The organism is Pseudomonas sp. ZS1P83, from assembly GCF_054897825.1.
In genome coordinates this window covers 1,223,280-1,243,563 of record NZ_CM142706.1, presented here as the reverse complement: position 1 = coordinate 1,243,563, position 20,284 = coordinate 1,223,280, and the positions used below count along the sequence as shown (strand labels likewise).

Annotated in this window: 16 protein-coding genes; 7 read left to right on the top strand and 9 right to left on the bottom strand. The window is 59.2% G+C overall.

The genetic code is table 11. The features are described from left to right. Positions 1 to 84: 84 nt before the first annotated feature. From ACYZT0_RS05965 to cobA, 6 genes are all read left to right on the top strand, one after another. On the top strand, positions 85 to 1,296 hold the full coding sequence (locus ACYZT0_RS05965) for a nitrate/nitrite transporter (RefSeq protein ID WP_462045033.1): 1,212 nt from the start codon (positions 85 to 87) through the stop codon (positions 1,294 to 1,296). 7 nt (positions 1,297 to 1,303) lie between these two features. Beyond that, complete coding sequence (locus ACYZT0_RS05960) at positions 1,304 to 2,971, top strand: protein kinase domain-containing protein (protein ID WP_462045032.1); 1,668 nt, start codon at positions 1,304 to 1,306, stop codon at positions 2,969 to 2,971. A 293-nt stretch (positions 2,972 to 3,264) separates the two neighbouring features. Beyond that, positions 3,265 to 5,733, top strand: coding sequence for a nitrite reductase large subunit NirB (gene nirB, locus ACYZT0_RS05955; RefSeq protein ID WP_462045031.1), 2,469 nt, complete (start codon positions 3,265 to 3,267; stop codon positions 5,731 to 5,733). After that, positions 5,730 to 6,047, top strand: a complete 318-nt coding sequence (gene nirD, locus ACYZT0_RS05950; protein WP_462045030.1) for a nitrite reductase small subunit NirD — start codon at positions 5,730 to 5,732, stop codon at positions 6,045 to 6,047. The genes nirB and nirD overlap by 4 nt, the downstream gene beginning before the upstream one ends. Then, positions 6,047 to 8,764 carry a nitrate reductase gene (locus ACYZT0_RS05945; RefSeq protein WP_462045029.1) on the top strand — a complete coding sequence of 906 codons (2,718 nt, stop codon included), beginning with the start codon at positions 6,047 to 6,049 and terminating at the stop codon, positions 8,762 to 8,764. The genes nirD and ACYZT0_RS05945 overlap by 1 nt, the downstream gene beginning before the upstream one ends. Positions 8,765 to 8,774: 10 nt before the next feature. Then, entirely contained in the window at positions 8,775 to 9,539 is a 765-nt protein-coding gene (cobA, locus tag ACYZT0_RS05940) for a uroporphyrinogen-III C-methyltransferase (protein WP_462045028.1), read from the top strand. Between the two features lie 85 nt (positions 9,540 to 9,624). Here cobA and ACYZT0_RS05935 read toward each other — a convergent pair whose 3' ends face one another. The 8 genes from ACYZT0_RS05935 to ppsA all read right to left on the bottom strand — a co-directional run bounded on the left by ACYZT0_RS05935 (position 9,625) and on the right by ppsA (position 17,686). Next, positions 9,625 to 10,659: an OmpA family protein gene (locus tag ACYZT0_RS05935; RefSeq protein WP_462045027.1), complete on the bottom strand. Its 1,035-nt coding sequence runs from the start codon at positions 10,657 to 10,659 to the stop codon at positions 9,625 to 9,627. A 107-nt stretch (positions 10,660 to 10,766) separates the two neighbouring features. Continuing rightward, complete coding sequence (gene sigX, locus ACYZT0_RS05930; RefSeq protein ID WP_449644329.1) at positions 10,767 to 11,357, bottom strand: RNA polymerase sigma factor SigX; 591 nt, start codon at positions 11,355 to 11,357, stop codon at positions 10,767 to 10,769. A gap of 86 nt (positions 11,358 to 11,443) precedes the next feature. Next, positions 11,444 to 12,268, bottom strand: a complete 825-nt coding sequence (locus ACYZT0_RS05925; protein WP_008027407.1) for a mechanosensitive ion channel family protein — start codon at positions 12,266 to 12,268, stop codon at positions 11,444 to 11,446. Positions 12,269 to 12,270: 2 nt separating this feature from the next. Then, positions 12,271 to 12,519, bottom strand: a complete 249-nt coding sequence (locus tag ACYZT0_RS05920; protein ID WP_045060997.1) for a hypothetical protein — start codon at positions 12,517 to 12,519, stop codon at positions 12,271 to 12,273. Between the two features lie 63 nt (positions 12,520 to 12,582). Then, positions 12,583 to 13,578, bottom strand: a complete 996-nt coding sequence (locus tag ACYZT0_RS05915; RefSeq protein ID WP_462045026.1) for a zinc transporter ZntB — start codon at positions 13,576 to 13,578, stop codon at positions 12,583 to 12,585. 38 nt (positions 13,579 to 13,616) lie between these two features. Continuing rightward, positions 13,617 to 14,108, bottom strand: coding sequence for a ribonuclease E activity regulator RraA (gene rraA, locus ACYZT0_RS05910; protein WP_462045025.1), 492 nt, complete (start codon positions 14,106 to 14,108; stop codon positions 13,617 to 13,619). A 121-nt stretch (positions 14,109 to 14,229) separates the two neighbouring features. Then, the gene (locus tag ACYZT0_RS05905; RefSeq protein ID WP_462045024.1) at positions 14,230 to 15,219 is read right to left on the bottom strand and encodes an alpha/beta fold hydrolase; all 990 of its coding nucleotides are present in this window, start codon (positions 15,217 to 15,219) and stop codon (positions 14,230 to 14,232) included. Between the two features lie 91 nt (positions 15,220 to 15,310). Further along, entirely contained in the window at positions 15,311 to 17,686 is a 2,376-nt protein-coding gene (gene ppsA, locus ACYZT0_RS05900; protein WP_462045023.1) for a phosphoenolpyruvate synthase, read from the bottom strand. A gap of 174 nt (positions 17,687 to 17,860) precedes the next feature. On the opposite strand from ppsA, the gene ppsR reads away from it, so the two are divergent. After that, the gene (gene ppsR / locus ACYZT0_RS05895; RefSeq protein ID WP_462045022.1) at positions 17,861 to 18,679 is read left to right on the top strand and encodes a posphoenolpyruvate synthetase regulatory kinase/phosphorylase PpsR; all 819 of its coding nucleotides are present in this window, start codon (positions 17,861 to 17,863) and stop codon (positions 18,677 to 18,679) included. 123 nt (positions 18,680 to 18,802) lie between these two features. Here ppsR and ACYZT0_RS05890 read toward each other — a convergent pair whose 3' ends face one another. Then, complete coding sequence (locus ACYZT0_RS05890; protein WP_462045021.1) at positions 18,803 to 20,212, bottom strand: aminotransferase-like domain-containing protein; 1,410 nt, start codon at positions 20,210 to 20,212, stop codon at positions 18,803 to 18,805. Positions 20,213 to 20,284: the final 72 nt, after the last annotated feature.

Genomic DNA, 20,284 nt, shown 5'->3' with positions numbered 1-20,284 from the left:
CCGGGGCCGGTGGTGCGGCCGATGCGGCGCCCCACCTGCAAGCTCATGACTCCTTCTCGAGACTATTAACAGCTGAGGTGCGCGATGAATTCAAGCTTCTGGAAATCTGGCCATACCCCGACATTGTTCGCGGCCTTCCTCTATTTCGACCTGAGTTTCATGGTCTGGTACCTGCTTGGCCCATTGGCAGTGCAAATCGCCGCCGACCTGCACCTGACCACCCAACAGCGCGGGCTGGTGGTGGCCACGCCGATTCTGGCCGGGGCCGTATTGCGCTTTGTAATGGGCTTGCTGGCTGATCGCCTGTCACCCAAAACCGCCGGGCTGATTGGCCAAGTGATCGTCATCTGCGCACTGTTCGGCGCCTGGAAACTCGGTATCCACAGCTACGAGCAAGCGCTGGTGCTGGGCCTGTTCCTCGGCATGGCCGGCGCGTCCTTCGCCGTCGCCCTGCCGCTGGCGTCGCAATGGTATCCGCCACAACACCAAGGCAAAGCCATGGGCATCGCCGGTGCCGGTAACTCGGGCACCGTACTCGCTGCACTGATCGCCCCGGTGCTGGCCGCTGCATTTGGCTGGAGCAACGTGTTCGGCTTCGCCCTGATCCCGCTGATCCTGACGATCATCATCTTCGCCTGGTTGGCCAAAAACGCGCCTGAGCGGCCAAAAGCCAAGTCCATGTCCGACTACTTCAAGGCGTTGGGCGACCGCGACAGCTGGTGGTTCATGTTTTTCTATAGCGTGACCTTCGGCGGCTTCATTGGTCTGGCCAGCGCTCTGCCTGGCTATTTCAACGACCAATATGGCCTCAGCCCGGTGACCGCCGGCTATTACACCGCAGCCTGCGTGTTCGGCGGCAGTTTGATGCGTCCGTTGGGCGGCGCTCTGGCCGACCGTTTCGGTGGCATTCGCACCCTCTTGGGGATGTACACGGTGGCGGCGGTCTGCATCGCGGCGGTGGGTTTCAATCTGCCGAGTTCCTACGCTGCACTGGCACTTTTCGTCTGTACCATGCTCGGTTTGGGTGCAGGTAACGGCGCTGTTTTCCAATTGGTGCCACAGCGTTTTCGTCGGGAGATCGGTGTGATGACCGGTTTGATCGGCATGGCCGGCGGTATCGGTGGGTTTGCACTGGCAGCGGGCATGGGCGCGATCAAGCAAAGCACCGGCAGTTATCAACTGGCCTTGTGGTTGTTCGCCAGCCTCGGCGTACTCGCCTGGTTCGGCTTGCACGGCGTGAAACGTCGCTGGAGAACCACGTGGGGTTCGGCCGCCGTGACGGCTGCACGGGTCTGAAGCCTCAATGAGCCTGCAACTGAGTTTTGCCGAAGCCAGCGCCATCGGCCCTCGCGAGGAGAATCAGGACGCCCTGCGCCTGGTGACCCCGGCCCCGGCGCTGGCAGCGAGCAAGGGTTACCTCTTCGCCATCGCCGATGGCGTCAGCCAGTGCGCCGACGGTGGCCTCGCCGCCCGCTCGACGTTGCAGGCCCTGGCGCTGGATTACTACGCCACACCGGAAACCTGGGGCGTCGCTCAAGCGCTGGATCGCCTGCTACTGGCGCAAAATCGCTGGCTACAGGCCAACGGCGGTGGGCAGCCGCTGCTGACCACTGTCAGTGCTTTGGTCATGCGCGGTAGGCGTTTTACCCTGGCCCATGTCGGCGATTGCCGGGTTTATCGCTGGCACGCCGACACCTTGCAGCGGGTTAGCGAGGATCACGTCTGGGACCAGCCGGGCATGCAGCATGTGCTCAAGCGGGCGCTCGGGCTCGATCAGCATTTGGTGCTGGATTTTCTCGATGGCGAACTGCGCCTTAATGAGAGCTTCGTGCTGCTCAGCGACGGCATCTGGGCCGTGCTGGGCGACACGGCCATTGCCGCGATTCTGCGCGACCAGCCGGATCTGAACAGCGCTGCGCAGACCTTGGTCAACGCGGCGCATCTGGCCGGCAGCCAGGATAACGCCAGCGCTTTGTTGGTGCGGGTCGATGCCCTCGGTGAAACGAGTATCGGCGATGCGTTGATTCATTTGCAGCAATGGCCGCTGCCGCCAGCACTGAAACCGGGTCAGACGTTCGAGGGTTGGCAAGTCGAAGGGATACTTGGTCAGAGCCAGCAGTCGTTGCTCTATCGGGTACGCGACGGGCAACAACAACCCTGGCTGCTGAAAACCTTGCCCGGAGCTCTGCGCGACGATCACTTGGCCGGACAGGCGTTGCTGTCGGAAGAATGGTTTCTCAAGCGCGTGGCCGGGCGGCATTTCCCAGAGGTCCATGCCGCCAGTCAGCGTCAGCATTTGTACTACGTGATGCGCGAATATTCCGGATCTACGTTGGCTGCGTTGCACGCGGATGTCGGACCGCTACCTCTGCCGCAATGGCAGGATCTGGCCGAACGTCTGCTGCGAGCCGTTGGCATGCTGCATCGACGGCAGATTCTCCATCGTGATATCAAACCGCCGAACCTGCTGCTGGGGGACGACGGCGAATTACGCCTACTGGACTTCGGCCTCGCCTACTGCCCAGGACTGTCCGAAGATCAACCTTCTGCCCTGCCCGGAACGCCCAGCTATATCGCGCCGGAAGCCTTTCGCGGGGAAGCACCGACACCGCAACAGGACCTGTACGCCGTCGGCGTGACCTTGTATTTCCTGCTCACCGGGCATTATCCCTACGGCGAAATCGAAGCCTTCCAGCGCCCCCGGTTCGGGGTTCCTGTCAGTGCCAGTCGCTATCGACCTGACCTGCCGGAATGGATCGCGCAAAGTCTGGAGCGCGCCGTGGCGGTGGATCCGGGTCAGCGATTTGAAACGGCGGAAGAATGGTTGTTGCTGCTGGAACAGGGTGAGCGACACAGTTTGAGCGTACGACCCAGACCGTTGCTTGAGCGCGAGCCATTGAAGGTCTGGCGGACCTTGGCACTGGCGTCATTGCTGGTGAATCTGGTGCTGTTGTTCGTGGCGCTCCATTAATGGGCGAGGTGCTTTGATTCGGTGCAACAAATCACACCCCTCGCTTTGACACCGCGACCAAACCCAACAAATCCGGGACTCTGAAGAACTTGGCACAACCACTGCATTACCTCTCTCATCAACTATAAAGCCCAGCCTTCAACGACGAAGGATGCGCTTCCCGAGAGAACGGGACCAGGACAAAGGCGTCCTCGCTAGGCAACTAGCGGGACGCCTTTTTTTGTTTGCGCAAAATTTGTCGAGCAAGACCTGAAAGCCCTGATGAGGCGGGTCTGAGCTCCCCGGAGAACCTGATGAAAAAACTAAAACTGGTGATGATCGGCAACGGCATGGCCGGGGTTCGCACCCTGGAAGAGCTGCTCAAGCTGAGCAATGAGCTGTACGACATCACGGTCTTCGGCGCCGAACCCCATACCAACTACAACCGCATCCTGCTGTCGCCCGTGCTGGCCGGTGAACAGACGTTTGAAGACATCGTGCTGAACGATCTGGACTGGTACCTGGACAACAACATCAAGCTGATGTTGAACCGCAAAGTGGTGGAGATCGATCGGGTCAAACGCCGGGTCATCGCCGAAGACGGCAGCGAGGCCGAATACGATCGCCTGCTGATCGCCACCGGCTCGACCCCGTTCATCCTGCCGATCCCCGGCAACACCTTGCACGGCGTGATCGGCTACCGCGACATCGCCGATACCCAGGCAATGATCGACACCGCGAAAACCCGCAAGCACGCCGTTGTGATCGGTGGCGGCCTGCTCGGCCTGGAAGCCGCCAACGGCCTGATGCTGCGCGGCATGCACGTCACTGTGGTGCACATCGGTGAGTGGCTGCTGGAACGGCAACTGGACAAAACCAGCGGCCAGTTGCTGCAAACCGCCCTGGAAACCCGCGGCCTGCATTTTCGTCTTTGCGAGCAAACCCAGGCCCTGCACGATGCCGGCAATGGCCGGGTCGGTTCGGTTGAGTTCAAGAATGGCGACATCATCCCCGCCGACCTGGTGGTGATGGCCGCCGGCATTCGTCCCAACACCGAACTCGCGGAAAAATCCGGCATCCCTTGCAACCGCGGAATTCTGGTCAACGACACCCTGCAAACCTACGACCCACGCATCTACGCCATCGGCGAATGCGCCAGCCACCGCGGCATCGCCTACGGCTTGGTGGCGCCGCTGTTCGAACAGGCCAAGGTCTGCGCCAACCACCTCGCCCAACTGGGCTTCGCCACCTACAAGGGCTCGGTGACGTCGACCAAACTAAAAGTCACCGGCATCGACCTGTTCTCCGCCGGCGACTTCATGGGCGGCGAAGGCACCGAAACCATCACCCTCTCCGACCCCATCGGCGGGGTCTATAAAAAACTGGTGATCAAGAATGACGTGCTGGTCGGGGCCTGTCTGTACGGCGATACGGCAGACGGTGGCTGGTATTTCCGACAGATCCGTGAGAATCACGACATCGCGCAGATCCGCGATCACCTGATGTTCGGCGGCTCTTCATCCATGGAGCTGGCTCTCGGCGACGTAGGACATCAAGGCCAGGACAAAGCCATGAGCATGGCCGACACCGCCGAAGTCTGCGGCTGCAACGGCGTGTGCAAAGGCACCATCGTCAAGGCGATTCAGGCGCACGGGTTGTTCAGCGTCGACGACGTCAAGAAACACACCAAGGCGGCCAGCTCCTGCGGCTCCTGCGCCGGCCTGGTGGAACAGATTCTGATCAACACCGTGGGCGGCGCGGCGGACGTCAAACCGAAAAGCGAAAAAGCCATCTGCGGTTGCAGCGACCTGAACCACGGGCACATTCGTCAGGCCATCCGCGAGCAGCATTTGCTGACCATCGCTGGCACCCTGAGCTACCTGAACTGGCGCACCCCGAACGGCTGCGCCACGTGCCGCCCGGCGCTCAACTATTACCTGATTTCCACCTGGCCGGGCGAAGCCAAGGACGACCCGCAATCGCGCCTGATCAACGAACGGGCCCACGCCAACATTCAGAAAGACGGCACTTACTCTGTAGTCCCACGGATGTGGGGCGGTGTGACCAATCCCTCGGAGCTGCGGCGCATTGCCGACGTAGCCGACAAATACAACGTGCCCATGGTCAAGGTTACCGGCGGCCAGCGTATCGATTTGCTGGGGATCAAGAAGCAGGACTTGCCGGGCGTCTGGAAGGATCTCGACATGCCGTCCGGCCACGCCTACGGCAAATCCATCCGCACCGTGAAGACTTGCGTCGGCAGTGAGTTCTGCCGCTTCGGCACTCAGAACTCCACGCAACTGGGCATCGAGCTTGAGCACGACCTGTTCAACATGTGGTCGCCGCACAAAGTGAAACTGGCCGTCTCCGGTTGCCCACGCAATTGTTCGGAAGCGGGCATCAAGGACGTCGGAATTATCGGCGTGGATTCCGGCTGGGAAATGTACATCGGCGGCAACGGCGGGATCAAAACCGAAGTCGCGGAATTCTTCGTCAAGCTCAAGACTGCCGAAGAAGTGCGCGAATACAACGGCGCCTTCCTGCAGCTCTATCGCGAAGAAGCCTTCTACCTCGAACGCACCGTGCATTACTTGCAACGGGTCGGCATGGAGCACATCAAGAAAGCCGTGCTGGAAGACCCGGAGCGACGCAAGGCACTCAACGATCGCCTGCAATTCTCCTTGTCGTTCGAACAGGACCCGTGGAAGGAACGCCTGGAGCAGCCGCTGCTGAAAAAAGAATTCGACGTCATTGCGGTGAAGAATCTGGAGGTGCTCGCATGAACTGGCTGGATATCTGCGCACTGGAAGAAATCAATGCCCTCGGCTCGCGGATCATTGCGGGACCGAAAGGTGACATCGCGATTTTTCGTACAAGTGACGATGAGGTTTTCGCACTCGATGACCGCTGCCCGCACAAGGGCGGTCCGCTGTCCCAGGGTTTGATCTACGGCAAACGGGTCGCCTGCCCGCTGCATAATTGGCAGATCGACCTGGAAACCGGCGAAGCACAGGCCCCGGACATCGGTTGCGCTCACCACCATTGCGCACGGGTCGAGAATGGCCGGGTACTGCTGGCTCTGCGGGAAGCAAACTGATGAACCGCCAGATCACCGCTTCTACCTGCTGCTACTGCGGGGTCGGCTGCGGCGTGCTGATCGAGCATGACGGCGAGCGCATTCTCGGCGTCAGCGGCGATTCGGCCCACCCGGCCAATTTCGGCAAACTGTGCAGCAAAGGCTCTACATTGCACCTGACCGGCGACCTCGCGGCCCGGGCGTTGTATCCCGAGCTGCGTCTGGGTAAAGGGCTCGCCCGCAGCCGCACCGACTGGGACACCGCCCTCGATCACGCCGCCAGCGTTTTTGCCGAGACCATCGCCGAACACGGCCCGGACAGCGTGGCGTTCTACATCTCCGGGCAATTGCTGACCGAGGATTACTACGCGTTCAACAAACTGGCACGAGCGCTGGTGGGCACCAACAACATCGATAGCAATTCGCGCCTGTGCATGTCTTCAGCAGTGGTCGGCTACAAGCGCAGCCTGGGTGCCGACGCACCGCCGTGCAACTACGAAGACCTGGAGCTGAGCGACTGCGTGATGATCGTCGGCAGTAACATGGCCTACGCCCACCCGATACTTTTCCGTCGGCTGGAGGAAGCGAAATCCCGTCGGTCGCAAATGAAAGTCATCGTCATCGACCCGCGTCGTACCGACACCTGCGATTTGGCTGACCTGCACCTGGCGATTCTGCCGGGCACCGATGTCGCGTTGTTCCATGGGATTTTGCACCTGCTGTTGTGGGAAGACTGGGTCGACCGCGACTTCATCAAGGCCCACACCGAAGGCTTGGCCGAACTGAAAAACCTGGTGCGCGATTACACGCCGCAGATGGTTTCGCAGCTCTGTGGGATCAGCGTCGAACAACTGCAGCAATGCGCCAAATGGGTTGGCACCTCGAAGAGTTTTCTGTCGCTGTGGTGCATGGGGCTTAACCAGTCCACCGCCGGCAGCGCAAAGAACAGTGCACTGATCAATCTGCACCTGGCCACCGGGCAAATCGGCCGCCCCGGCGCAGGACCTTTCTCGCTGACCGGTCAGCCGAATGCTATGGGGGGTCGGGAAACCGGCAGTTTGTCGAACCTGCTGCCAGGCCATCGCGAAGCCGCCAATGCTGAACATCGCGCGGAAGTGGCGGCCTATTGGGGCGTTGCACAACTACCCGAGAACACCGGACTTACCGCCATTGAACTGTTCGAGCAGGTGCATAGCGGGAAAATCAAGGCGCTGTGGATCGCTTGCACCAACCCCGCGCAGTCAATGCCGGATCAAACTGCCGTGCGCGCGGCACTGCAAGCCTGTCCGTTCGTGGTGTTGCAGGAAGCCTTCCGCACCACCGAAACCGCAGCGTTCGCTGACCTGTTGCTGCCCGCCGCCAGTTGGGGCGAAAAGGACGGCACGGTGACAAACTCCGAGCGGCGCATTTCCCACGTTCGTCGAGCTGTCGTCGCACCGGGCGAAGCCCGCTCCGACTGGGCGATCACTGTAGATTTCGCACAACGCCTGGAAAAACATCTGCGTCCGGGGCAAACCAGCCTGTTTACCTTTGAAACGCCGGCGCACGTCTTCGATGAGTACAAACAACTGACCCGCGGGCGTGATCTGGACTTGTCCGGCATCAGTCACGAGCTGATTGACCGCCTCGGCCCTCAGCAATGGCCCTTCCCCACGGGTGCCAGCGAAGGCACGGCTCGGCTGTACCTGGACGGGATTTTCCCGACGGCCAGTGGACGCGCGCAATTCGTGGCCGACCCGTATCGCGCCGCCAAGGAACAACGCGATGCGCGCTTCCCGCTGACCCTGATCACCGGCCGCCTGCGGGATCAATGGCACGGCATGAGCCGCACCGGCACCGCCGCGCAGCTATTCGGCCACGTCAGCGAAGCCGTGTTGAGTCTGCACCCGGATGAACTGCGTCGGCATCGGCTGCAATCGGGCGACCTTGTCAGCCTGAAAAGTCGCCGTGGCGCGGTGATTGTCGCCGTCGGCAGCGACGACAGCGTGCGCCCGGGCCAGGCCTTTCTCCCCATGCATTGGGGTGACCGCTTCCTCAAGGGCGGCGTAAATGCACTCACCCAACCGGCTTTCGACCCGCTGTCGAAACAACCCGAACTCAAGCACAGCGGCGTGCGCCTCGAACCTGTGCAACTGCCGTGGAACCTTTTCGCCCTGATCGAGGGCGATGTTCAACAGCATTTTGAGACGCTACGACCGCTCTGCGAGGCGTTTTCCTACGTCAGCCTCAGCTTGGTTGGCCGTGAACGCCCCGCGTTGCTGATACGCGCTGCCAGCGCCGGCGCGCCAGATCCGCAACTGCTGCGTGATATTGATCACTGCCTGGGGCTCAATGACGGCCCGGTTTTGGCTTACGACGACCCTCGACGCTCCATCGGCAAACGCGTGCGGATTGAGAACGGTCGGATCACCGCGATTCGTCTGGCCGGCGAAACCCTCGCCCAACACTGGCTGCAAAGCCTGTGGCTCGAAGGTCGCGCCGACGAACAACTGCGGCGCTGGCTGCTGGCACCGTTGAGCGCACCACCGGGCAACGCCATTACACCGACCGTCGGTCACAAAACCCTGTGCAACTGCAAAAACGTCAGCCAGAGCGCGGTCTGCGCGGGCATTAGCCGCGGCCTGGATCTGCAGGGTTTGAAACAAGAATTGGGCTGCGGTACGCAATGCGGCTCCTGCGTCCCGGAAATCAAGCGTTTGCTGGCCGCCACTGCGCAGCCGATCGCCGTCATCTCGTGAGGAAAACACTATGAGCGCAAAAGTCTGGCTGGTGGGTGCGGGCCCAGGGGATCCGGAATTATTGACCCTCAAGGCTGTGCGAGCGTTGAGAGAAGCGGATGTGGTGCTGATCGATGACCTGGTCAACGGCGCGGTGCTGGAGCATTGCCCACAGGCGCGGATCATTCCCGTGGGCAAGCGCGGCGGCTGTCGCTCTACGCCTCAGGCATTCATTCATCGCCTGATGCTGCGTTATACCCGCCACGGTAAATGCGTGGTGCGGCTCAAGGGTGGTGATCCGTGCATTTTCGGCCGTGGCGGTGAAGAGGCACAGTGGCTGCGTGAACGCGGCGTCGAGGTTGAGCTGGTCAACGGCATCACGGCCGGGCTTGCCGGCGCAACGCAATGCGATATTCCGTTGACCCTGCGGGGCGTCGCGCGCGGCGTGACGCTGGTCACCGCCCACACTCAGGATGGCAGCAGCTTGAACTGGCAAGCCCTGGCGCAAGGTGGCACGACGCTGGTGGTGTATATGGGTGTCGCAAAACTGAGCGAGATTCGTGAGCAGCTGCTGGCCGGCGGAATGGCGGCGGATACGCCTGTGGCGATGATTGAAAATGCTTCCCTGCCACACCAACGGGAATGTCGGAGCGATCTGACAGCGATGGAAGACGATGCCTACGCCTTTGAGTTGAAGAGTCCGGCAATCCTGGTCATCGGCGCGGTCGCGGCCTGTGCAGAAGTATCCCTGTCGGTATCTGATTTTCCCGCGAATGCAGTCAATCAGTCAGCCTGACTCTCCCTGCTTCAACCCTGCCCTCACCAAATCGCAGACAAAGAAAAGCCCGGCCTAAGCCGGGCTTTTCTGAGCTGCAAGCTAATTACTTAGCTTTAGCTTCAACCTGCGCTTCTACGCGACGGTTTACAGCTTGGCCAGCTTTAGTAGCGTTGTCAGCAACTGGGCGGGATTCGCCGTAGCCAACAGACTGAACGCGGGTCGATTCAACACCGTACTGGTTGGTCAGAACTTGCTTAACGGCGTTTGCACGACGCTCGGACAGTTTCTGGTTGTAAGCGTCAGGACCGACGGAGTCAGTGTGACCTTCAACAGTAGTGCTGGTGGATGGGTACTGCTTCATGAAGTCAGCGAGGTTTTTGATGTCGCCGTAGCTGTTAGGCTTGACTACCGACTTGTCGAAGTCGAATTTCACGTCCAGCTCAACACGAACAACTTCAGCAACTGCTGGGCAGCCATCAGCGTCAACAGTTACGTTGGCTGGGGTGTCCGGGCACTTGTCAACGTTGTCGCAAACGCCATCGTTGTCGCTGTCGGAGCAGACTTCAGCTGGTGCTTGAACTGGAGCAGCAGCAGGCTTGGAGCCGCCACCGAAGTTCACACCGATACCGACGCTTGGAGCCCACTCGGTGTCGCCCTGGTCGATGTTGTATTGAGCTTCAACGCCAGCACGGGCGTAGAAGTTGTCGGTGAAGTACAACTTCGCACCGCCGCCAACGTTGGCGAAGGTGGAACGGTTACGACCGCCACCGCCGTTCTGGCCAATGCTCTGGTCCGAGAAACCGGCAGAAACGTATGGACGGACCATGTCGCCTGGGTTGTTGAAGTGGTACAGAGCGTCCAGAGCGGTATCAGCGCCCTTGATGTTACGACCGTCGTCGGAACGCACGTTGTGCACTTCGTCGTAGCCCAGACGCAGTTCAACGTCGTCGGTGATGAAGTAGCCGACGGAAGCGCCGAACAGGTTGCCGTTGTTTTTGAAGTTACGATCGCTGTCGTACTGCTCTTTCTTGGCAAAGCCTTCGATTTCAACTGCGCCTTGGCCTTGTGCCAGAGCGCCGAACGAAGTGGCGGCAATCAAAGAACCAATGGCCAAGCCCAAGGTGTTTTTCAGTTTCATCCGTTAAATCCCCATCTGGTGATTGTGAAGCAGTCCCGCAAACCGGGGGACAACTCGGCGGCAAGTCTATCAGAACTTGCCTACACGTAAGAGATATTTGCGCCGAACTAAGTTTCAGCAATGCCTGCAAATTTCTCACGCAATTTATCTAGAGCGCGTTTGTACCGCATTTTTGTTGCACTCAAACCCATGTGCATGATGTCTGCGATCTCCTGAAACTCCAGCTCTGCGACAAATCGTAGCACCAGAATTTCACGGTCAATCGGGTTCACATACACCAACCAGCGATCAAGTCCACCCGCTTCCTCAGGTTTCGGCGCCTTTTCTTCAGACGCTTCCTCGAGGGGGTCCAGACTCAAAGCATCCATCAAGCGACGCTTTCGCCGTTCTTTCCGATACTGCGTGATGCATTCGTTGTACGTGATGCTGTATAGCCACGTCTTGAACTTCGATTTACCCTCGAAGTTCTTCAGGCCATACAGCACCTTCAACATCACTTCCTGACAGACATCGTCTGCATCACGATCGTTCCCAAGATATCGCGCACAGACGTTAAATAATGTTCGCTGGTAACGCCGCATCAGTTCTTCATAGGCGCGCGTTACGTGAAACAGCTCGGTATGCGAGCGCGCGACCAACTCCTCATCAGAGAGCTCGCGGGGGTCGTAGCGCGTGGACAGCGATTGAGCTTTATTCAAAACAAGTCGGGCCGACAGTCAGGTCAATGTCCGCCGAAGCGCTTTCAGGGCACTTTGCGGCGGCATACAATACAGGGTTTGCCGGATTAGCGGCTACTCACATGCTGCTCCAGGAGGATCCGATTGGAGAGAGAGACTAGCTCACCTTCATCGGTCAGCAATGTGGTTTTAACCGTGCCGATCTCTTCGATCTGGCCTTCGACCTCGCCAACACGCACTTGTTGCCCAACCTGATACAACTCACGCACATAAATTCCCGCAAGAATTTGACCGGCAATTTCCCGGCTTCCCAACCCCATGGCCAGCGCAACCGCCAGACCAACGGTAATCAAAACAATCACAATCACATGGTTGAGCAGGTCAGTCTTGACCTCCAACTGGCTGATTGCGACCGAAATACTGATGATAATCACCAGGCCCTGGGCAATTCGCCCCAGACCCGCAGCGTAATCCAGACCTACGCCCTCTGCCGCACCCCGCACCAGCCCATTGGCCAGTTGCGCGAGCAACACACCTACCAGCAGCACCAGCGCGGCGCCGAATACTTTCGGCAAATACAGCGCAAGCATATCAAGCGTAGCCGAAACTCGCTCAAGTCCAAGGGATTCTGCGGCCGAAACCAGAAAAATCAACAGAACGAACCAATAGACGATTTTGCCGATCAACGTCGAGATCGGCACTTGAAGGCCGGCCCGGGACAGCAATTTAGTCAGACCGGTGCCGCCCATCAAGCGATCAAGTCCCAGCTTGGCGAGCAACTTGGACAACAAAGTATCCAAAAGTTTCGCCACGACGAAACCCAACAGCAGCACAACCAGTGCGCCGAACAGGTTCGGGATGAAATTTGCAACCTTGGTCCATAACGCAGTCATTGCAGTGACGAGGCTCTGAGTCCAGAGATCAAGTTCCATATTCAATCAGCCTTATCAGCAGTGCGAACGGTAGGTTTACGGTGGCGGGATACCGGCGAGACGTGGGCCGAGCCGTTGTTGAGGGCAATCATCAGCGCGGGCAGCCAACGGCCCAGCAGGCTGAACAGATCACCGGCGCCGACCTGTCGGTTGGCGGTTTTCAGTACGCGCCCAAGGCACGCATCGTCGTCCCGGGTGGACGGTGATGCTTTGAGCATGTCACGCAAAGACTGTTCAAACGGATCGTGCATACGCACCTCTCGTGATGTCTGTGAAAGACGCGATCAAATTTGGTCGGGTCACATGGCTCACCCTCAGACCCAGCGCAAACGTCGGAATAACCACCACTGCCCCAACGCCACCGAGACCATCATCAGGCAGGCAATCGGGAAGCCATAAGGGCTAGCAGAGAACGGAATCCCGCCGACGTTGATACCCAAGAGACCTGCCAGAAAACTCATCGGTAAAAAGATCCCGGTGATGATCCCGAAGCGATACATCGTGCGGTTCATGCGCACGCTCAAACGTCTATCTTCGGCCTCGAGGACCAACCCCACCCGCTCCCGAGTCAATTCAAGCTCTTCGAGATACCGGGTCAGGCTGTTGTTCAATTCGTTCCAGTAATCACCGTCATCATCGACGAACCAGGGCAGTTTTATCCGTGTCAGCTGACCAAAAATATCCCGCTGCGGCGCAAGAAAACGTTTCAGTGCGGCAGCCCTGCGACGGATCTGCAAAACGGCTCCGTGCTCGGGTGTATACCGTTCGTCGGAATCCAGCTTTTCTTCTTCCTCATCGACCACTTCCGAGAGGCAACTGATCAGATCCTGCACCTTGTTGGTGAGGTATTGAGCCATATAAAGGATGAGTTCTGAGGCAGTTTTCGGTCCTTTACCTTCGGCGAGCTGCACCAGCAACTCATCGGTGGCGCGCAACGGACGCAAACGCAGAGAAATAACCCGCTGGGCCGACGCAAAAATCCGCACCGAGACCATGTCTTCCGGCTCGGCACCCGGGTTCAGATTGACTCCACGCAAAAATAGCAGCAGCTCGCTGTCCGAAAGCTGTACTAGACGCGGTCGGGTGTTTTCTTCAAGCAACAGGTCACAGCTGAATTCACTCAGACCGCTGGATTTGCGCAACCATGTCTGGGTTTGCGGGTGACTTCGATCCCAGTGCAGCCACAGGCTTTCATGGGCCAGCAGCTGCAAGTCATCGAGTTCAGTCCGGGCTATCGAACGCGCACCGCCTTTACCGTCCAGCACCAGGGCATGCACCAGGCCCCACTGCGCGTTTTCTTCCTCGAACATCCTTACCCCTATTCTTGAAACAAAAAGCCAGCAGTGCTCTATTCAGGCATCGCAAGCGGGCTTGGCGAAATGATCACGCCGTTGTTGTCCGCATAGACGTAGTGACCTGGATGGAAGGTCACGCCAGCAAAGGTCACCACAACGTTGAGATCGCCGAGCCCGCGCCTGTCGGATTTCCTGGGGTGGCTGGCGAGGGCCTGAACCCCCAGATCGGTCTGCGCGATGATATCGACGTCGCGGATGCAACCGTAGATCACCAGCCCTTCCCAACCGTTTTTCGCGGCTTTCTCGGCCAGCATGTCACCCAGCAACGCATGACGCAGGGACCCGCCGCCATCGACCACCAACACCTTGCCATTACCCTTCAGCTCGACCTGTTCTTTGACCCGCGAGTTGTCTTCGAAGCACTTGATGGTCACGATTTCGCCGCCGAAGGAATCTCGGCCGCCGAAATTGCTGAACATCGGTTCCAGCACCTGCACCAGTTCCGGATAGGCGTCGCACAGGTCAGGCGTGAGGTAATGGTTCATCGAGAAACTCCTGTAAAGAGGAAGACAATCGAGGATGTCGCAAAGTGACCAGAAAAGCTCAATGCGTCATATCTTAGCCGCAAGCCGATCCGAGCGGAATGCCCTTGTTAGAGCATCCAGCTTAGTTCGCCGCCGCCAGATCCGTTTTTTCACCGAACAATGGCGTCTGCTGATCTACCAACCAGCGCGCCACAAACGGCCAGACTTCAGTCTGGGCGGCTTTGCTGACGAGCATTTCCACATGACCGAAATTCTCGCCAAAGCCCTGCTCGCGCCCCAGGTTGATAAATTGCTTCTGCTCGGAACCGAGCTGATCGAACAGTTTGCGACAAGCCCAGGTCGGGTCCTGATGATCGCCCACTGCGCTCACAGCCAACACCGGCAACTGAACATCAGCCAACCCGGCCCACCAATCCTTGTCGGCATCACCAAAGCGCCCGAACAGGCCATACCAGCGCATGCTTTCCAGGGCCAGGCCAATCGGCTCGTCCTCCGGACCGCGCTTGAGCCGTGAACCGGACAACTGGGCAAAGCGTTTAAGAATGAAGCGCCCGCTCCACTCCACCGGCGGAATCTTCAACGGCCAGTAGGTGCGACTGACTTGCGTACCAAAAAACGCCGCGGAAGCCACGACCGGCTCGCCGATGTACTTGCCACCCAGCGCCGCCGCCAGCGTAATCCCGCCCAGCGAATGACCGATCCAGTGCGGGACCTGGCCGCTCTGCTCACGCACGAACGCGCCAATGGCCGGCAGATCGTAACGAGCGTAGTCGGCGACGCGGTTCTTGCGATAGTTCTGGTTGCGCTGGGACAGGCCATGACCGCGCATTTCCGCAATCCATACATCGAATCCCAGGCGCGTCAGATAGGCGCCCAGACCCAGGCCTTTTGGGGAAAACCAGAACCGGCGATTGGAAAAGCTGCCGTGCAACAGGATCACCGGCACGCCACGCACGGCCGGCTCGTCGGCCATGCCGAGACGTGTCACAGCCAGTTCGACGGTGCCATCAGGGCTGTTGCCGGGTTTCAGACGATAGACGTCTTCGCTCAGATCGCCGCGCCGCTCGGCGCTGATCAGGGCGACAGGAAATAGGTTGCTGCTGCTTTGCATAATGCTCTTGCACAAAAAAGGGCGGCTTCCAGAGGAGCCCGCCCTACTTGAACCTAAAAGCCTCGGCCACTTGACCGAGGCTTCATTCACATCAAGCCGGAGCTTGACCTTCAGCCAGGAAGAACCAGGTTTCCAGTACGGAATCGGGGTTCAACGAAACGCTTTCTATGCCCTGTTCCATCAGCCATTTGGCCAGATCAGGGTGGTCCGAAGGGCCCTGACCGCAAATGCCGATGTATTTGCCAGCCTTGTTGCACGCGGCGATGGCGTTGGCCAGCAGCTTCTTGACCGCAGGATTACGCTCGTCGAACAGGTGAGCGATGATCCCGGAGTCACGGTCCAGGCCCAGTGTCAGCTGAGTCAGGTCGTTGGAGCCGATGGAGAAACCGTCGAAGAACTCGAGGAACTCTTCAGCCAGGATCGCGTTGGACGGAAGCTCGCACATCATGATGATGCGCAGGCCGTTTTCGCCGCGCTTCAGACCGTTCTCCGCTAACAGGTCGATGACCTGGCTGGCTTCACCCAGGGTACGGACGAATGGCACCATGATTTCGACGTTGGTCAGGCCCATCTCGTTGCGCACGCGCTTGAGGGCACGGCATTCGAGTTCGAAGCAGTCACGGAACGCTTCGCTGATGTAACGCGAGGCGCCGCGGAAGCCCAGCATCGGGTTCTCTTCTTCCGGCTCGTAGAGCTTGCCGCCGATCAGGTTCGCATATTCGTTGGACTTGAAGTCCGACAGACGCACGATGACCTTTTTCGGCGTGAACGCAGCGGCCAGTGTGCTGATGCCTTCAACCAGCTTCTCAACATAGAAACCGACCGGATCGTCGTAGCCGGCAATGCGCTTGTCGACGCTGTCTTTGATTTCCTGCGGCAGCCCGGCGTAGTTCAGCAGCGCCTTGGGGTGAACACCGATCATGCGGTTGATGATGAACTCCAGACGGGCCAGGCCCACACCAGCGTTCGGCAGCTGTGCGAAGTCGAAGGCACGATCCGGGTTGCCGACGTTCATCATGATCTTGAACGGCAGATCAGGCATGGCGTCAACGGAGTTTTTCTTGATGTCGAAGCCCAGTTCGCCTTCGAAGATGTAACCGGTGTCGCCTTCAGCGCAGGAAACGGTCACGCCCTGGCCGTCTTTCAACAGCTGGGTGGCGTTACCGCAACCGACCACGGCCGGAATGCCCAGCTCGCGAGCGATGATCGCCGCGTGGCAGGTACGACCGCCACGGTTGGTGACGATGGCGCTGGCGCGCTTCATGACCGGTTCCCAGTCCGGGTCGGTCATGTCGGAGACCAGAACGTCGCCTGGCTGGACTTTGTCCATCTCGGACACGTCCTTGATGATCCGCACCTTGCCGGCGCCGATGCGCTGGCCGATGGCGCGACCTTCAACCAGCACGGTGCCGGTTTCTTTCAACAGGTAGCGTTCCATGACGTTGGCCGAGGTACGGCTCTTCACGGTTTCAGGACGGGCCTGAACGATGTAGAGCTTGCCGTCGTCGCCGTCTTTGGCCCACTCGATGTCCATCGGGCACTTGTAGTGCTTCTCGATGATCATCGCTTGCTTGGCCAGTTCGTTGACTTCGGCATCGCTCAGGCAGAAACGTGCGCGATCAGCCTTGTCGACATCGATGGTCTTGACCGATTTACCGGCCGTGGCGACTTCGCCGTAGATCATCTTGATGGCTTTGCTGCCCAGGTTGCGACGCAAGATGGCCGGGCGACCGGCTGCCAGCGTGCCTTTGTGAACGTAGAACTCATCCGGGTTCACCGCGCCTTGTACAACGGTTTCACCCAGGCCGTAGGCGCCGGTGATGAACACCACGTCACGGAAGCCCGACTCGGTATCGAGGGTGAACATCACGCCGGCGGTGCCGGTTTCGGAGCGGACCATGCGCTGCACGCCAGCCGACAGGGCAACCAGCTTGTGGTCGAAGCCCTGGTGCACGCGATAGGAAATCGCGCGGTCGTTAAACAGGGAAGCGAACACCTCTTTGGCGGCGCGAATAACGTTTTCGACACCACGGATGTTCAGGAAGGTTTCCTGCTGACCGGCAAAGGAAGCGTCCGGCAGGTCTTCGGCGGTGGCGGAAGAGCGCACGGCCACGGCCATGTCAGGGTTACCGGCCGACAGCGTGGCGAACGCGGTGCGGATTTCGGCGTTGAGCTTCTCGGGGAATTCGGCTTCCATGATCCATTGACGGATCTGGGCGCCGGTCTTGGCCAGGGCATTGACATCGTCGACGTCCAGGGCGTCGAGGGCGGCGTGGATCTGATCGTTCAGGCCGCTCAGTTCCAGAAAATCACGATAAGCCTGAGCTGTCGTGGCGAAGCCACCGGGCACCGATACACCGGCACCTGCAAGGTTACTGATCATCTCGCCGAGGGATGCGTTCTTGCCCCCCACATGCTCTACATCATGGACGCCGAGCTTATCGAGGGAAACTACGTACTCTACCAAGGTGATCTCTCCACTAACTGTGTTGGAAAAGCTCAGAAGCCGGCTGCTACAGGGAGCGTTTGCCGGCTGTATGGCCTGGACCTGGAAAATAAGTGAGAATGCGGGCCACTGGCGGCCGGCAAATCGCGCCTATCATATCCAAGAATGATCATTAGCTTAAGGCCCAAGGTGCAAATGAAACGATCTGCTTTCTTTATTTCCGACGGCACCGGCATCACAGCCGAGACCCTCGGCCAAAGCCTCCTGGCGCAGTTCGAAAACATTACCTTCAGCAAATTCACGCGGCCCTACATCGACAACGTGGATAAAGCGCGGGCCATGGTACAACAAATCAACAAAGCCGCCGAAAACGACGGCTTTCGGCCGATCATCTTCGACACCATCGTCAATCAGGACATCCGTGAGATCCTCGCAACGTCCAATGGTTTCATGATCGACATTTTCTCTACCTTTTTGGCGCCGCTTGAACAGGAACTGACCGAGCATTCTTCCTACACCGTCGGCAAGTCCCACTCGATTGGCAGCAACTCCAATTACATGGAGCGGATCGAGGCGGTGAACTTCGCCCTCGACAACGACGACGGTGCGCGCACGCATTATTACGACAAGGCGGACCTGATCCTAGTGGGCGTGTCGCGTTGTGGTAAGACGCCGACGTGCCTGTACATGGCCATGCAATTTGGCATCCGTGCGGCCAACTATCCGCTGACCGAAGACGACATGGAGCGCCTGCAACTGCCAGGCAGCCTGCGTGCCCACCAGCACAAACTGTTTGGCCTGACCATCGACCCGGACCGCCTCACCGCGATCCGCAACGAGCGCAAACCCAACAGCCGCTATTCGAGCTACGCCCAGTGCGAATTCGAAGTGCGCGAGGTGGAAAATCTGTTCCGCCGCGAGAACATTCCGCACATCAATTCCACGCATTTTTCGGTGGAAGAGATTTCGGCGAAGATTCTGGTGGAGAAAGGCGTGGAGCGGCGGTTCAAGTAGTTTTGCGGTACCTGTTACACCGCTTTCGCGAGCAGGCTCGCTCCCACATTGGATCATCAGTAGGCACAGTATTTGTGTACAACCGAAACCCCTTGTGGGAGCGAGCCTGCTCGCGAAGAACGATTACACGGTGTTTGTTAATGCCCGCGCCAGCGCTTCAAACCCTCGCAGCAACAACCGATCATCCCCCGTCGAATTACAAACACTCGCCCGAACAAACTGCGGCACCGCCCCATGCCCGACCGCAAACGCCTCGGCGGTGGCGATCAGATAATTATTCTCCTTGAGCTCGGCCGCAATCTGCGACGCCCGCCAAGGCTCAGGCACTTCAATCCAGAAGTGGGGACTATGGGGGTGGGTTTTGTACGCCAAACCCTCCAACAGCCCACTGACCAACGCCTTGCGCCGACCGATCTCACCAATCTGCTGGCCCAGCAGCTGTTCGGCGATTCCGTTTCCTATCCACAAACTCGCCACTTCCAGCGACAGCGGGCTGGCCATCCAGCACGTCCCGCGCACCGCTGCGCTCAATCGTCCGATCAACGGTTGCGGCGCATGCAGGTAACCGACCCGCAAACCTGCCGATACGGCCTTGCTCAAACTGCCGATCAGCACCGAGCGCTCCGGGGCGAAATGACTGAGTGGTAACGGACGCTGTTGCGCCAGCACGGCATGGGCCTCGTCTTCGAAGATCAGCAGGTTGTGCTGACGACACAGCTCAGCAATCGCCACGCGTCGTGCGACGGACATCACTGCAGCCGTAGGATTCTGGATCGTCGGCGTGCAGTACAGTGCTGAGACACGATGATTGCGGCAAACCGCCTCTAGGGCATCGGGCATCAGCCCTTCATCATCCATCCCGACGCCGATGAGTTTTATCCCGAGTTGGCGTGCGACGCTGATCAACCCAGGGTAGGTCAGGTGCTCCGTCACCAACGTATCGCCCGCCTTGAGCAACCCCATCAAGGCACACAACAGACCATGCTGGCCGCCGTTCACGCAAACGATCTGCTCGGCGCTCGGGACAAACGCTTGATGCCTGAGCCATTTCGCGCCCGCCGCACGATTGCGTGGCAAACCGACATCGGCGGAGTAGCCACTGATGCGTTGCAACGCCTCAGGATCAAGGGACAACGCTTGCAGGCTGTGACTCAAAAACAGCGCTTCCTGCCCCGGAATCGGTTGATTGCGGCTCATGTCGAAAAACGCCTGCGGCTCATCGCTGACATTGCGAAAGGCACTGTCCCGCGGCCGTTCCATCCCGCGCTGACGCACATACGTGCCATCTCCTACGCGAGCGACTACCAAACCCACACGTTCGAGTTCCCCGTAAGCACGGCTGATGGTGCCGATGGTCACTTGGAGGCTGTCGGCCAACAGTCGATGAGGCGGCAATTTGCAGCCGGGCTCGATCACGCCCTCGGCGATGCCTTTGCCGATCGCGTCGGCGAGGCGTTTGTATTTCACACCCAAACCGTTGGTGAGGCCGTCGCGCAGGATTGACACCATGGCAATACTTGTTTTGACAGTCATTACAGCCCCGAATAGCGTGCTTAAAACAGGTTCAATCAGGGATAGACCTTTTGCAGATGAAGGTCAATTCCG

Bases quoted from the DNA above. Each gene is read 5' to 3' on its own strand.
- ACYZT0_RS05925 (WP_008027407.1), bottom strand. From the start codon at position 12,268: ATGGAACTTGATCTCTGGACTCAGAGCCTCGTCACTGCAATGACTGCG.
- ppsR (WP_462045022.1), top strand. From the start codon at position 17,861: ATGAAACGATCTGCTTTCTTTATTTCCGACGGCACCGGCATCACAGCC.
- ACYZT0_RS05960 (WP_462045032.1), top strand. From the start codon at position 1,304: ATGAGCCTGCAACTGAGTTTTGCCGAAGCCAGCGCCATCGGCCCTCGC.
- ACYZT0_RS05915 (WP_462045026.1), bottom strand. From the start codon at position 13,578: ATGTTCGAGGAAGAAAACGCGCAGTGGGGCCTGGTGCATGCCCTGGTG.
- ACYZT0_RS05920 (WP_045060997.1), bottom strand. From the start codon at position 12,519: ATGCACGATCCGTTTGAACAGTCTTTGCGTGACATGCTCAAAGCATCA.
- nirB (WP_462045031.1), top strand. From the start codon at position 3,265: ATGAAAAAACTAAAACTGGTGATGATCGGCAACGGCATGGCCGGGGTT.
- ACYZT0_RS05945 (WP_462045029.1), top strand. From the start codon at position 6,047: ATGAACCGCCAGATCACCGCTTCTACCTGCTGCTACTGCGGGGTCGGC.
- cobA (WP_462045028.1), top strand. From the start codon at position 8,775: ATGAGCGCAAAAGTCTGGCTGGTGGGTGCGGGCCCAGGGGATCCGGAA.
- ACYZT0_RS05905 (WP_462045024.1), bottom strand. From the start codon at position 15,219: ATGCAAAGCAGCAGCAACCTATTTCCTGTCGCCCTGATCAGCGCCGAG.
- ACYZT0_RS05890 (WP_462045021.1), bottom strand. From the start codon at position 20,212: ATGACTGTCAAAACAAGTATTGCCATGGTGTCAATCCTGCGCGACGGC.
- ACYZT0_RS05965 (WP_462045033.1), top strand. From the start codon at position 85: ATGAATTCAAGCTTCTGGAAATCTGGCCATACCCCGACATTGTTCGCG.
- ACYZT0_RS05935 (WP_462045027.1), bottom strand. From the start codon at position 10,659: ATGAAACTGAAAAACACCTTGGGCTTGGCCATTGGTTCTTTGATTGCC.
- nirD (WP_462045030.1), top strand. From the start codon at position 5,730: ATGAACTGGCTGGATATCTGCGCACTGGAAGAAATCAATGCCCTCGGC.
- rraA (WP_462045025.1), bottom strand. From the start codon at position 14,108: ATGAACCATTACCTCACGCCTGACCTGTGCGACGCCTATCCGGAACTG.